This window comes from Dyella humicola, from assembly GCF_026283945.1.
In the GTDB taxonomy this organism is placed as follows: Bacteria; Pseudomonadota; Gammaproteobacteria; order Xanthomonadales; family Rhodanobacteraceae; genus Dyella; species Dyella humicola.
The window spans coordinates 674,709-687,084 of record NZ_JAPDPC010000001.1 but is presented as its reverse complement, the minus strand read 5'-3'; the positions used below and the strand labels follow the sequence as shown (position 1 = coordinate 687,084).

Annotated in this window: 13 protein-coding genes and 1 other RNA gene; 12 read left to right on the top strand and 2 right to left on the bottom strand. The window is 64.0% G+C overall.

Going from position 1 to position 12,376, the window contains the following annotated elements; genetic code table 11:
- Positions 1-4 precede the first annotated feature (4 nt).
- The 7 genes from OUZ30_RS02920 to cydX all read left to right on the top strand — a co-directional run bounded on the left by OUZ30_RS02920 (position 5) and on the right by cydX (position 8,458).
- Positions 5-2,281: a DUF1631 family protein gene (locus tag OUZ30_RS02920; RefSeq protein WP_266180671.1), complete on the top strand. Its 2,277-nt coding sequence runs from the start codon at positions 5-7 to the stop codon at positions 2,279-2,281.
- Entirely contained in the window at positions 2,278-2,646 is a 369-nt protein-coding gene (locus OUZ30_RS02915; RefSeq protein ID WP_266180670.1) for a PilZ domain-containing protein, read from the top strand. The genes OUZ30_RS02920 and OUZ30_RS02915 overlap by 4 nt, the downstream gene beginning before the upstream one ends.
- A gap of 1,171 nt (positions 2,647-3,817) precedes the next feature.
- Complete coding sequence (pepQ, locus tag OUZ30_RS02910) at positions 3,818-5,140, top strand: Xaa-Pro dipeptidase (RefSeq protein WP_266180669.1); 1,323 nt, start codon at positions 3,818-3,820, stop codon at positions 5,138-5,140.
- A 198-nt stretch (positions 5,141-5,338) separates the two neighbouring features.
- Positions 5,339-5,581, top strand: coding sequence for a cytochrome oxidase putative small subunit CydP (gene cydP / locus OUZ30_RS02905; protein WP_266180668.1), 243 nt, complete (start codon positions 5,339-5,341; stop codon positions 5,579-5,581).
- Positions 5,578-7,164 (top strand): cytochrome ubiquinol oxidase subunit I, encoded by a 1,587-nt coding sequence (locus OUZ30_RS02900; RefSeq protein ID WP_266180667.1) that lies wholly within the window; start codon positions 5,578-5,580, stop codon positions 7,162-7,164. Before cydP ends, OUZ30_RS02900 begins: the two co-directional genes overlap by 4 nt.
- Before the next feature lie 10 nt (positions 7,165-7,174).
- Complete coding sequence (cydB, locus tag OUZ30_RS02895; protein ID WP_266180665.1) at positions 7,175-8,305, top strand: cytochrome d ubiquinol oxidase subunit II; 1,131 nt, start codon at positions 7,175-7,177, stop codon at positions 8,303-8,305.
- Between the two features lie 15 nt (positions 8,306-8,320).
- The gene (gene cydX, locus OUZ30_RS02890) at positions 8,321-8,458 is read left to right on the top strand and encodes a cytochrome bd-I oxidase subunit CydX (RefSeq protein WP_266180664.1); all 138 of its coding nucleotides are present in this window, start codon (positions 8,321-8,323) and stop codon (positions 8,456-8,458) included.
- A gap of 18 nt (positions 8,459-8,476) precedes the next feature.
- Here the strand turns inward: cydX and OUZ30_RS02885 are convergent, their stop codons facing one another.
- Positions 8,477-9,826 carry an aminopeptidase P N-terminal domain-containing protein gene (locus OUZ30_RS02885; RefSeq protein WP_266180662.1) on the bottom strand — a complete coding sequence of 450 codons (1,350 nt, stop codon included), beginning with the start codon at positions 9,824-9,826 and terminating at the stop codon, positions 8,477-8,479.
- Positions 9,784-10,347, bottom strand: a complete 564-nt coding sequence (locus OUZ30_RS02880) for a UPF0149 family protein (RefSeq protein WP_266180661.1) — start codon at positions 10,345-10,347, stop codon at positions 9,784-9,786. The genes OUZ30_RS02885 and OUZ30_RS02880 overlap by 43 nt, the downstream gene beginning before the upstream one ends.
- Before the next feature lie 102 nt (positions 10,348-10,449).
- On the opposite strand from OUZ30_RS02880, the gene OUZ30_RS02875 reads away from it, so the two are divergent.
- The 5 genes from OUZ30_RS02875 (at position 10,450) to OUZ30_RS02855 (ending at position 12,372) form a co-directional block, all read left to right on the top strand.
- Positions 10,450-10,689, top strand: a complete 240-nt coding sequence (locus tag OUZ30_RS02875; RefSeq protein ID WP_266180660.1) for a TIGR02449 family protein — start codon at positions 10,450-10,452, stop codon at positions 10,687-10,689.
- Positions 10,682-11,002: a cell division protein ZapA gene (locus OUZ30_RS02870; protein WP_266152265.1), complete on the top strand. Its 321-nt coding sequence runs from the start codon at positions 10,682-10,684 to the stop codon at positions 11,000-11,002. The genes OUZ30_RS02875 and OUZ30_RS02870 overlap by 8 nt, the downstream gene beginning before the upstream one ends.
- Before the next feature lie 7 nt (positions 11,003-11,009).
- A non-coding RNA gene (ssrS, locus tag OUZ30_RS02865) (6S RNA) lies at positions 11,010-11,197 on the top strand.
- A 93-nt stretch (positions 11,198-11,290) separates the two neighbouring features.
- Complete coding sequence (locus tag OUZ30_RS02860) at positions 11,291-11,911, top strand: 5-formyltetrahydrofolate cyclo-ligase (RefSeq protein ID WP_266180659.1); 621 nt, start codon at positions 11,291-11,293, stop codon at positions 11,909-11,911.
- Positions 11,908-12,372 (top strand): EVE domain-containing protein, encoded by a 465-nt coding sequence (locus OUZ30_RS02855; protein WP_266180658.1) that lies wholly within the window; start codon positions 11,908-11,910, stop codon positions 12,370-12,372. Before OUZ30_RS02860 ends, OUZ30_RS02855 begins: the two co-directional genes overlap by 4 nt.
- Positions 12,373-12,376: the final 4 nt, after the last annotated feature.

Here is a 12,376-nt window from a genome sequence, read left to right as displayed (position 1 = left end):
AATCATGGATGTCGAACAGCAGGGTCGACGTCAGCCGTTTGCAGCCGATCAGGACGCCCGTCCTGACAATGCGGGCTGGCCGCCGCGTGCGCGACGTCTGATCGAGGAAACACACGCACTTTGCGCAAGCTGGCTGGAGTCGCCTGTGCGCCTGTGCCTGGGGGATATCGAGCAGCGCCTTTATGGGCTGGCCGAGCGCTCGCGCAATCATCTCGAGCAGCAGCAACATCTCTTCAGTCGCCAGCAACTGCAACAGCAGCGCGTTGCGCTGGAGCGGCGCTTCATGCAGGGCGTGCGCACCAGCTTCAGCAGGCTTGGTGCGCCAGCTGTGGCGGAAGAAGAGCCCGATGCGCTGCGCCGCCCGCTGGCCCTGCTCGACCAGACCGAGCACGAGCAGACCGTGGCACTCAACAAAATGGTCGCTCGAGGCGAGGCGCGCAACGGCACCTTGCTGTTCGAGCTGGGTTATCGCTTTGCGGTGCTGGTCGGCCAGCCACCGCTGGAGGGCGAAGTCCTGCCGCTGGGTCCGCAGGCACTGTCATGTGCGTTCCGTGACGCGAGCGCCTCGATGGACCTGCCCGTCGAACACCGATTGTTGATGCTGCAGAGTTTTGACAACGCCGTCGTGCAGTCACTGCCCTCGATCTATGAAACGGTCAACGAGCACCTGCGCAGCGATGGCATCCTGCCCCAGTTGCGTGCGTTCCCCACCGCGCCGCGCATCCAGCTGGAACGACAGCGCGGACCGTTCGCAGAGCAGGCGCCGAACGCCTTGGCGCGGAATCAACCGGCGCCGTCGACGCCCCCGCCGAACGCAACCGCGGCACGCACTGACAGCATTGCGGTGCTCGATAACCTCCGCGAAATGCTGGCGCAGCATCGCGCCGGCCAGGGTGCCCTGAATTATCAGAGCGGAGGGCGCGCCGCCTCGCCGGAAGAATTGCAACTCGCGCTGGACGCCTTGCAGCTGCACGTCTCTGATGTGACCGACCACGCCACCCGCGAGCTGCATAGCGCCAAGGCCCTGCGTGAAGAGCTGCTTACCCAACTCAACGCCGGCAGGCCGGCCGGCGCCAGCCAGATGCACCTGAGTGACGAACAAGGCGACACGGTGGAGCTCGTGTCGATGCTGTTCGAACAGCTTGGCCAGCAGATGCAAAGCGGTGGCAACGCGCACTCGCTGTTGGGAGACCTGCAGCTGCCGCTGCTGCGCATGGCCGTGGCCGACCAGGGGTTCTTCAACCAGCGCGAACACCCGGCGCGCAAGTTGCTGAGCATGGTGGCCGAAGCCGCCAACGACTGGCTGGATGGCCCCGAAGGTGATTCCGATCGCTCGCTCTCGGCCAAGCTCACCCAGTTGGTCGAGCGCGCCCGCCGCGAGCCGCCCAGCACCGGCCTATATACCAGCCTGATGGCCGACATCGAGCACCATCTGAGCCTGCTGAACCGCAAGGCGCAGATCGCCGAGCGTCGCCAGGTGGAAGCCATGCAGGGCCGCGAGCGCCTGGAGCAGGCACGCCATCGTGCCGCGGAATTGATGTCCGAACGATTCGAGCGCTGCAATCCCCGCGGCCTGTTGCGCACGCTGCTGGAAAGGGCCTGGTCCGATGTATTGGCGCTGACCCTGCTGCGTCATGGCGAAGACAGCGAAGCCTTTGCCATGCGGCTGCGTATCACCGATCAATTGCTGGGACAGCAGGCCGTCACCGACCCCAGCCTGCTGCAGGCAGAAGTGGAATCCGGGCTGCAGCAAATCGGCATGCATGCCGAGGAAGCCGTCCAGGTGGCACAACGCCTGCTGGGCATCCCCCACAACACACCGGTTACCAGCGAAACCGCTACGACGACCGAGCTCGCGCTCAAGCTGAAACAGCACCAGCGACTGGGCGAGCATGCCGCGGCCGAACCGACCCCTGCGCCCGAACCGGTCGCGCGCCCCGCGGCCCCACTGGAGCCGCAGACGCAACGCATCCACAACCGCCTGCGCCAGCTCCCGTTCGGCAGCTGGTTCGAGTTCATCGACCCTGCCAACGGACAAGTCACCCAACGCAAACTGGCGTGGTACTCGCCGGTATCCGGCAACAGCCTGTTCGTGACTCGACGCGGCATGCGCGGTGAGGAAATGAGCCTGGAGCATCTGGCGCATGAAATGGCCTGCGGTCGCGCCCGAGAAATGGCGCCCGTCCGCGAAAACCTGCTGGATCGAGCCTGGCAGGCCCTGACCAGCCACCTTCGACAGGTAACCAAGCCCCTTGCGGGCGCGCAGCGCGAGGGAGCATGAGCGACGTGAGCGAGAACATCACCTCCATCGACCAGCGCCGGGCGCTGCGCAAGCGGGCCAACTTCACCGCCCTGGTGACCGACGTCATCAGCGGCCAGTCCATCGGGCATCTGGGCAACCTGTCAGCCAACGGCATGCTGCTGATCAGCCCCCATCCGCCACGCAGCGAAGCTATCTATCAGGTCAATCTTTCCCTGCCCGGCCTGGGCAGTTCACCGCAGACCATCGAGGTGGGCATCCAGGAGCAGTGGCAGGAGGCAGCGGCCAGCCCGGGCCAGGTTTGGGCTGGCTATCGCATCGTGGCCATTGGGGACTCGGATGCGGCTTTGCTGGACGCGTGGTTGGAGTTGCCTGGGCACAATTGAGGTTTTGCCTTGCGGCTTTCCTCATCCATGCGATGGAGGGTGACCGCGCAGCGCGCGGGACGGCCGTAACACTCATCCAGCGCCCTTCGCTTTTGATCCAAGTTGACCGCAACCGGGCTCGCCTGCGGCGGGCTTCCGTCCTCCTGCCGGAGGCCGGGTTACTTCTCTTTGCTTGCCCACGCGCGTGCAGGAGCACGCGCGAACGGCGAAGCCGGCCCGAAGGGCGGAGGGCAGGATGCCCGGAGTAAAGAGAAGTAACCAAGAGAAAAGGCACCCCGCTTGGCGCTTGCCGAGCTTTCAGCTCGGCAAGTCCGTGAGGGTCGGCCGGGCTTTTCGACAGGGCTCCTGCCCTGACGAAAAGGCATCGGCATCCCTGCCGACGCCCCCTGCGGGGCCTGATCGTCCGCCCCTCACCGCCGCACAGGGGTCCACACGTCAAAAGCCCGAGCCTAAGGCTCGAGCAGCGCGTTGCGCTGCTCATCGCGGTTGCTTGGCTTTCGTTTTCGCTTTTGTTTTTGTTTTCGCTTTGCCTTTGCCTTTGGCTTTGGCTTTGGGGGTTGTTCTTCTGCTCTCCGGGTCCCCTATGGCGCGGCGGGTGGGTGGAGGAAAAAGCCCGCAGGGTGGCCGGCAGGGATGCCGGCCAGTTTGTCGTCAGGGCAGGAGGCCCTGTCGACAAACCTCCGTAACCCACCCGCGCATCTGGAGGGCGCAGCCCGCAAGGCGCGCCATCGGGGTGGCCTTTCTCTTGGTTACTTCTCTTTGGCCACGCAAAGAGAAGTAACCCGCTGCCCGGCAGGGCAGCGGAAGCCCGCGGCAGGCGAGCCAGGTCGCGGAAGCGCTAATAAGGAGCGAAAGGCACTGGATGACTCGCTGCGCTCGCCCCTTCGGGGCCGCCCTACGGGCGTTCTGCGCGCTTCGCGCTTGTCCCGCTTCCGCGGGGATGACGGTGAGGCACCACAAGCACTCCGTAAGATTGTCCAGCGTGACCAGCCAAGCTGCTGCTGGATGCTGACGCCGTGACAAGCAAAAGGGAAAGCCAACAGGGAACCCAGGCGACTGGCACGCTTGCCCCTGCCGCGCGATCATGTAGCGCGTCCCCGCGACACCTACACGCGTCCCAAACACACCTGCACGGTCGCTTGCGCCGCAGGCAAAACACTCAGGAGTCCCCATGCACGATCGCCTCGCCCCGCTCTATTCCCAGCACCTGGCCACGCTGCGCGCCCGTGCGGACAAGGCGCTTTCCATAGGCGGGTATGACCATCTGGTGATCGCCGCAAGCACGCCGCTGCGCAAGTTTCTGGACGACCAGGACTATCCGTTCGTCACCAATCCGCATTTTCGCCACTGGCTGCCGTTGACCGACGCGCCGGGCAGCTGGATCGTCTATACGCCGGGCCACAGGCCCAAGCTGATCTTTCTGCAGCCGCGCGATTACTGGCACGTCGTGCCGGACGCGCCGCACGGTTATTGGGTGGAGCATTTCGATATCGTCATCGTCCGCAACGCGACCGACGCTGTCGCGCAGCTGCCGGGCGTCGATACGCGTCGCGCCATCCTCGGGCCAGAGTGTCCCGCCGTACCGGGCGCCGAGGCGAACAACCCGCAATGCGTGTTGAGTTACCTGCACTGGCATCGCTCGTACAAGACGCCTTATGAGCTTGAACTGATGCGCGAAGCGAGCCGTATCGGCGCGCGGGCCCATCGCGCGGCCGAGCAGGCCTTCCGTGCGGGCGAAAGCGAGTTCGGCATCCACATGGCCTACCTCGCAGCGGCACGGCAGAACGATGCCGAGCTGCCCTATGCCAGCATCGTCGGACTCAACGAGCATGGCGCCGTACTGCATTACACGCACTTCGATCGCGTGGCACCGGCGCAAAGCTGCTCGTTCCTGATCGACGCGGGCGCCAGCGCCGCCGGCTATGCCAGCGACATCACGCGCACGTATGCCGCCTACGGACACGCCGAATTCCAGGCACTGGTGGATAGCGTCGACGCTGCCCAGCGGGGCTTTGTTGCCAGAGTGCGCGCCAAGCAGGGCTATCCGGACCTGCATATCCACGCGCACCACGTGCTGGCCAACGTACTGCGCGAGCACGGCTTCATTCGCATGAGCGCAGAAAGCGCGGTGGCGTCGGGTGTCACCTCGGCATTCTTCCCGCATGGGCTGGGTCATCCGATTGGCCTGCAGGTGCACGATGTGGCCGGCTTCCAGCACAACGAGCTCGGCGGCACGATTGCGCGTCCGGAAGGCCACCCGTATTTGCGCATGACCCGCGACCTTGAACCGGGCATGGTGGTCACCATCGAGCCCGGCCTGTATTTCATCGACATGCTGCTCGACGAACTGCGCTCCAAGCCAGTGGCGAGCGACATCGATTGGGCGAAGGTAGAACGCTTCCGCCAGTACGGTGGCGTCCGTATCGAGGACGACGTGGTGTGCACCGACGGCGCGCCCGAAAACCTGACCCGGGATGCTTTCGCCCTGCTCTGACAGGTGACACCCGGCGATCAGCCAGTCGCCGGGTGGCTTTCGCGCTTTTCGCTCCCTCGATCACCACGCTCAAATCATCGCGGCGACCACGCCTACGAGGCATAACGCCCTGCGGCCATCCACCGCTGCGACATCCCCCCGCACGACACCTTCACATCCTTTGCGTATGCTCGCTCCAGGTAAGCGAGAGCCTTGGGCATGTCCATGCAATCAGCCGATCCGGTTGCACCAGATCCGGCCACCGCCGCATGGCAGCGTCGTCCGTTACGACAACTGGCGCGCAAGTTGATTCTCCTGGTCATCGCCAAGATCGTCCTGCTCACGCTGATCTGGTGGGTCGCGATGACGCCTTATGCACGACCCGACACTCGTCCCACTGCCATCGAGCATCTGCTCGCACCGGCAGCCGCATCATCCACCTCACGCGCAGACAGCCCATGATCATCGACGCCGATGTCGTCACGCTCTCACGCATGCAGTTTGCGTTGACCGCGCTCTATCACTTCCTGTTCGTACCGCTCACGCTCGGTCTGGTCTGGATGCTCGCCATCATGGAGAGCGTCTATGTGATGACCGGACGTGAAGTGTGGAAACGCATGACCCAGTTCTGGGGCATCCTGTTCGGCATCAACTTCGCCATGGGCGTCGCCACCGGCGTCACCATGGAATTCCAGTTCGGCATGAACTGGGCCTACTACGCGCACTACGTAGGCGACGTGTTTGGTACACCGCTGGCGATCGAAGGACTGATGGCATTTTTCCTCGAAGCCACGCTGGTCGGCTTGTTCTTCGTGGGCTGGGACCGCGTTTCGCGCGTCACGCATTTGCTGGTGACCTGGTTCCTTGCCTTGGCCACCAGCCTTTCGGCGCTCTGGATACTGATCGCCAACGGCTGGATGCAGAACCCGGTCGGCTCGGCCTTCAACCCCGAGACGATGCGCATGGAAGTCACGTCCTTCAGCGAGGTGTTCTTCAACCCGGTGGCGCAGGCGAAGTTCGTGCACACCGTGAGCGCCGGTTACGTGCTTGGCTCGATGTTCGTACTATCGATCAGCGCCTGGTATCTGCTGCGCGGACGTAATGTGGATTTCGCCAAGCGCTCGATGACGGTGGCGGCAAGCTTTGGCCTTGCCGCCTCGCTTTCGGTGGTGGTGCTGGGCGACGTATCGGGCTACGCCGTCTCCCAAAACCAGAAGATGAAGATGGCCGCGATCGAGGCCATGTGGGAAACCGAACCCGCACCCGCGTCATTCACTTTGTTCGGTATTCCCGACATCGAGAATCGCACCACTCACTTTGCACTGCGCATTCCGTGGGTGATGGGCTTGATCGGCACGCACTCCATCGACGAACCGATTCCCGGCATCCACGATCTGGTCGACGACGCCAAGAGCAGGATCGACCAGGGCATCCTCGCTTATGACGCGATGCTGGTGCTGCGCGCGGACCGCAACAACGCGCAGGCCAAGGCGATACTCGCCGCGCATGACAAGGATCTGGGCTACGCGCTGCTGCTCAAGCGCTACATCGACGATCCACGCAAGGCCACACCGGAAGACATCCAGAGGGCCGCCGACAGCACGATTCCCAATGTGCCGGTGCTGTTCTGGGCATTTCGCATCATGGTCGCCTGCGGCTTCTACTTCATCGCCCTGTTCGCGTTCTCCTTCTGGAAGGCCAGCAAGCGCCAGCTCGACAAGGACCGCTGGTACCTGCGGCTGGCGTTTTGCAGCCTGCCGTTGCCGTGGCTTGCAGCGGAGCTGGGCTGGATCGTCGCCGAATACGGCCGCCAACCCTGGTCGATCGAAGGCGTCTTGCCGACGGCACTGGGCGTGTCCAGCGTGACGACAGGCCAGGTGTGGACTTCACTCGGCGGCTTTGTGCTGTTCTACACCGCATTGGCGGTGATCGACGTGGTGCTGATGGTGAAGTTCGCCCGCAAGGGTCCGGATGGACTCGGCTTATGGCCACCCGGCCAACCGTCCACGGCTCCGGCCGCCACCATCATTCCCGTGCAAACCTGAGGAACGAGCCATGTTCGACTACGAAACCCTGCGGGTGATCTGGTGGGCCTTGCTCGGCATCCTACTGATCGGCTTCGCCATCATGGACGGCTTCGACTTCGGTATCGCGGCGCTGCTGCGTGTACTGACCCGCACCGAGGAGGAACGCCTGGTGCTGCTGGAAACCATCGAACCGACCTGGGAAGGCAACCAGGTGTGGTTCATCCTTGGCGGCGGCGCGGCCTTCGCGGCCTGGCCGATGCTCTACGCCGTGTCGTTCTCCGGCATGTACCTGGCGATTTTCCTGGTCCTGCTCGCCTTCATCGTGCGGCCGGTGGGCTTCAATTTCCGCGGCAAGGTCCACGACCCGCGCTGGCGTAACGTGTGGGACTGGGTGCTGGTGCTGTCTGGCGTGGTAGTGATACTGATTTCCGGCGTGGCGTTCGGCAACCTGTTCCTGGGCGTGCCGTTCCAGTTCGACGGCAATCTGCGCATGACCTGGCATGGGAGCTTCTTCGAGCTGCTCCATCCCTTTGCCTTGGTCGCTGGCCTCGTGTCGCTGAGCATGCTGCTGGCCCACGGCGCCTGCTGGGCGGCGTACAAGGCCGACCATGTCATCGCCGAACGCGCCGCGCGTATCGCACGTTGGGCCACCTTGGCCTATGCTGTGTTCTACGTCGTGGCCGGCATCTGGCTCGCCTACGGCGTGGCGGGTTTCGCCATCGTGGGGCCGGTCGTGACGGATGGCCCTTCCAACCCGCTGTACAAGGAAGTGGCGCGTGGCAGCAGCTGGTTCGCCAGCTATCTGCAATACCCGTGGTTCTGGGCGGCGCCGGTGCTTGGGCTGCTCGGCGCGATCGGCGTGCAGCTCAGCGTGGCAAAACGTGGGCTGGGCGCCTTCCTGTGCAGCAGCGTGATGGTGGCCGGCACCATTCTGTCGGCGGGCTTTGCGCTGTTTCCGTTCCTGTTGCCGTCGAGTCTCGATCCGCGCTCCAGCCTCACCGTCTGGGACGCATCATCGAGCCGCGGCACCTTGGAGTTGATGCTGGGCGCCGCCCTCGTCTTCATGCCGATCATCATCGCGTACACCAGCTGGGTGTTTCACGTCCTGCGCGGGCGCGTGACGCTGGAACACATCCGCCAGTCTGGCCACACTTACTGATAGGGAGACGACGCCATGTGGTATTTCACCTGGATACTTGGCCTTGGGCTCGCCTGTGCGTTCGCGATACTCAACGCCATGTGGTACGAGGTCGATGCAACGGATGAAGCACATCGCCTCAGCGCAGCGCGGTCCCGCGATACGCGTCATTGATTCGCATGGCGGCCCTGCTCAGCGTGACGCGAGCAGGGCTTCGATCTCGTCGGCGTCTTTCGGTACGCCAGCAGTAAGCACGTCGTTGCCGTCACGCGTGACCGCCACGTCATCCTCGATACGTATGCCGATGCCGCGCCAACGCTCCGCCACGCTGGCATCGCCCGGCGGCACGTAGATGCCCGGCTCCACCGTCACCACCATGCCCGGTTCGAGCAGACGCGGCTCGCCGTCCACCCGATAGTCGCCCACGTCGTGGACATCCAGACCCAGCCAGTGGCCCGTCTTGGCGGGAAAGAAACGCTTGTAGCTACCTTCGGCAATCGCGCTATCCGCATCGCCCTTGAGTAGCCCCAGCGCGCAAAGGCCTTCGGTGATCACCCGCACCGCCACTTCATGCGCGGCACTGAAAGGGCGGCCCGGCAACACTTCGTCGATGGCCGCGAGCTGGGCGGCCAGGACCACTTCGTACAGCGCACGCTGCTCCCGGCTGTAGCGACCGCTGATCGGAAACGTGCGCGAAATATCGGACGCATAGCAATCCACTTCCGCACCCGCATCCACCAACAGCAGATCGCCCTCGCGCAACGACGCGCGATTGGCGGTGTAGTGCATCACGCAGGCGTTGACGCCACCGGCCACGATGGGCGGAAACGCTGGCACCGCGCCGCGGCTGCGCAGCACGCGCAAGATCTCGGCCTCAACCTCGTATTCTTGCCGGCCGGCAACGGCGGCGCGCATGGCGGCCAGGTGCGCATCGGCGGCAATCGATGCGGAGCTGCGCATCAGCTTCAGTTCGCCGCGCGACTTGTACAGGCGCAAGTCGTGCAGCAGATGACCAAGTGCCACGAACTCCTTGGGTACCACGCCACCACCGCGCAACTGACGCAGGCGGCGCATCCAGCCCAGCAGCTGCGCATCGAACTCCGGCTCGCGCCCGAAATGACAGTAGACGCGCGCCCTGCCTTCGATCATGCCGGGCAGAATGTCGTCGATATCGTCGATCGGAAACGCATCGTCCATGCCGTGTTCGCTGACCGCTCGATCGGTGCCGATGGACTCGCCATGCCAGCGCTCGTGTTCCTCGTCGCGTTCGCGGCAGAACAATACGGCCTCGCCATGCTTTCGGCCGGGCAGCAAGGCAAGCACCGCGGCGGGCTCGGGGAAACCGGACAGATAGTGCAGGTCCGAATCCTGGCGGTATGGCCAATTGGCGTCCGCATTGCGCACGCGCTCAGGTGCAGCCGCAATCAGCAACACCGCATCCTCACCCGCCATGCGCATCAGCTGGCGACGACGGCGGGTGAATTCCTCGGCCGAGATGTTCAATGCACGGTATCGCTGCCGGGCTTGTTGCGGCCGGCGCATTCGGCAAACAACAGCATGGCGCCCACACGGACGAATTCATGCACTTCGATCAGCGCGTCCTCGTCCTCGCCTTCTTCGCCGAAGTCGAACGATGAGGCGGCAATGGTGCCCAGATCGCGCAGGATTTCCTCCGCCTCGTCCGACAACTTGCCGTGCGCCTCGGCACCGGCCAGGCCAAAGCCGCCCAGGAAGCCGCGGCACCAGTCGACCAGCGCTTCGGCGCGTTCCGGCAGCGGACGATCATCGGCCGGCAACAGCGGCTCGAAGCCCAGTTCGGGATCGGCCAGCTCGGCTTCGGTCTGCTTGACCAGCCGGTCGAGCACGGCCTGGGCCGGCACCGAAGGCGTGAAGCCCTCGGCGTCCACATGCAGGGTCTCGATCAGCGGCTGCTTGCCAACGCGCCCGCCCCCAGCCAGGAAGCCGCATAGCGAACCATGCAGGTCGCTGGCTTCGGTACCCAGCTGCATGCGGACGACGGCATCGTCCAGTTCGTCGTAGCCAATCGGCTCATTTGCGCTCATGGCGTCACTCCTTTCCGGGCAAGCCGCCAGTTTAATGCAGCCCCTCACGAAACCGTACGGAGCCTGCTGTTTTGGGTAGGCCTCCTGCTATAGTTTCGGCCCATGAGCGCGCCCGAAACCGTCAAGCCCGATCCCGTCAAGCAAGAGCTTGCTGCCATCAGCGAGCAACTCGATCGCCTGCTCGACGTCGTGCGCCGACTCACCGAGGAAAACCGCAGCTTGCGACATAGCCAGGAACAGCTGGCGAACGAACGCGCAGGCTTGATGGCGCGCAACGAGCAGGCGCGCAGCCGCGTCGAAGCGATGATCCAGCGACTGAAGGCGCTTGAGAACAATGGCTGAGAGCAGCGTGAGCACTCCTAACGAACCGGTCGCACTGCGACTTGTCGATCGCGAATTCCTGATCGCCTGCTCGCCGGAAGAGCGCGAGGGTTTGCTGGAATCAGCAGCCTACCTCGATCGCAAGATGCGCGAGCTGCGTGCCAACGCCAAGGCACCTGGTTTCGATCGCCTGGCCGTATTGGCCGCCATCAGCGTCACGCACGAGTTCCTCGCACTGAAAAAAACGCACACTGGCAGTGACCAGGGCGTGACTGAAGGATTGGCCGCGTTGCGACGCAAGCTTGAAGCTGCCCTCGACACCCAACTAAAATAGACCTCGGCGTTTTCTGCGTTGTGCGCCAGCACACTCTTACATTTGCCTTGTTCCTAAATACGGCCCCGGGTCGGTTTTTCATTGGTTGTTGTGCATGTCCGCCGCGTGCGGAAAGCCTCGAGACCTTGTAAGCCCTCCCACCTGATCCATCGTGGATCAAGGTCGTTCGGTGGGCAGCGGCATCGCGGTTAACGCCACCTCATTCCCCATCCGTACGGCGCCGTTTGGCGCCGTACGGCTCAGGGCCGCTCGCCGCCGATTCGCGAGCTTGCTTTGCAGGAGACGCGAATGGACGCCATCGCCCAGCGACGCGAACTACGCCAGCAACTGGCTGAACAGCGCCGCGCGCTCAAGCCGCCCCAGCGTATCGCCGCCGCCCAGGGGCTGCGCCGCAGCCTCGAACAGCTTCCTGAATACCTCACGGATGCACGCGTAGCCGGTTACTGGGCCTCCCATGGCGAGCTGCCGCTGAATCTGGTCATTCCGCCGCTGGCCACGCGCGGCCAACAGTTCCTGTTGCCGGTGATCGGCCCCAACCACCGCCTGCGCTTCGCTCCCTGGCAGGCTGGCGACGACGTGCAACCCAATCGCTACGGCATTCCTGAACCGGTCGAGCCAAAGGAACTGCTGGAGCCGTTCCAGCTCGACCTGGTGCTGGTGCCGTTGCTGGCGTTTGACCGCCAGGGCAATCGCCTGGGTACGGGTGGCGGTTATTACGACCGCGGCTTTGCCTTCCTGCGCGAACAGGTTCGCCCCACCGAACCGCTGCTGGTCGGCATCGGCTATGCATTCCAGGAACTGCCGCAGATCGATGCCGAAGCATGGGACGTGCCGCTCGACTACATCGCCACTGATCTCGAACTGATTGATTGCCACGCCTCCGGCGAGGATGGAGAAGCCCGCGCATGACTGCCAAGACCCAGTACTGGCTGATGAAATCCGAGCCGGACGCGTTTTCCATCGATGATTTGAAGCGCAAGGGCCAGGAAGCCTGGGACGGCGTGCGCAACTACCAGGCGCGCAACTTCATGCGCGATGGCATGCAGGTCGGCGACAAGGTGTTCTTCTATCACTCCAATTGCGCCGAGCCAGGCATTGTCGGCGTTGCCGAAGTGGCCACCGATGCCTACCCGGACCCCAGCCAGTTTGACCCCAAGAGCAAATACTTCGATGCGGCCAGTTCGCGCGACAATCCGCGTTGGGCGCTGGTAGAGGTGAAGTTCGTGAAGAAGCTCAAGCGCACGATTCCATTGAAGGAGCTGCAGTCAGAACCGGCCTTGGCCGAGATGGCACTGGTGCGCAAGGGCAACCGCCTCTCCGTGATGCCGGTGGAATCCACCGAATGGCGCCACATCCTGGGCATGGAATAACTCT

What these genes read in the sequence shown, in the direction of transcription:
- OUZ30_RS02885 (WP_266180662.1), bottom strand. Translation starts at nt 9,826, where the DNA reads ATGCGCCGGCCGCAACAAGCCCGGCAGCGATACCGTGCATTGAACATC.
- OUZ30_RS02915 (WP_266180670.1), top strand. Translation starts at nt 2,278, where the DNA reads ATGAGCGACGTGAGCGAGAACATCACCTCCATCGACCAGCGCCGGGCG.
- OUZ30_RS02920 (WP_266180671.1), top strand. Translation starts at nt 5, where the DNA reads ATGGATGTCGAACAGCAGGGTCGACGTCAGCCGTTTGCAGCCGATCAG.
- pepQ (WP_266180669.1), top strand. Translation starts at nt 3,818, where the DNA reads ATGCACGATCGCCTCGCCCCGCTCTATTCCCAGCACCTGGCCACGCTG.
- OUZ30_RS02855 (WP_266180658.1), top strand. Translation starts at nt 11,908, where the DNA reads ATGACTGCCAAGACCCAGTACTGGCTGATGAAATCCGAGCCGGACGCG.
- cydB (WP_266180665.1), top strand. Translation starts at nt 7,175, where the DNA reads ATGTTCGACTACGAAACCCTGCGGGTGATCTGGTGGGCCTTGCTCGGC.
- cydX (WP_266180664.1), top strand. Translation starts at nt 8,321, where the DNA reads ATGTGGTATTTCACCTGGATACTTGGCCTTGGGCTCGCCTGTGCGTTC.
- OUZ30_RS02875 (WP_266180660.1), top strand. Translation starts at nt 10,450, where the DNA reads ATGAGCGCGCCCGAAACCGTCAAGCCCGATCCCGTCAAGCAAGAGCTT.
- OUZ30_RS02860 (WP_266180659.1), top strand. Translation starts at nt 11,291, where the DNA reads ATGGACGCCATCGCCCAGCGACGCGAACTACGCCAGCAACTGGCTGAA.
- OUZ30_RS02900 (WP_266180667.1), top strand. Translation starts at nt 5,578, where the DNA reads ATGATCATCGACGCCGATGTCGTCACGCTCTCACGCATGCAGTTTGCG.
- OUZ30_RS02870 (WP_266152265.1), top strand. Translation starts at nt 10,682, where the DNA reads ATGGCTGAGAGCAGCGTGAGCACTCCTAACGAACCGGTCGCACTGCGA.
- OUZ30_RS02880 (WP_266180661.1), bottom strand. Translation starts at nt 10,347, where the DNA reads ATGAGCGCAAATGAGCCGATTGGCTACGACGAACTGGACGATGCCGTC.
- cydP (WP_266180668.1), top strand. Translation starts at nt 5,339, where the DNA reads ATGTCCATGCAATCAGCCGATCCGGTTGCACCAGATCCGGCCACCGCC.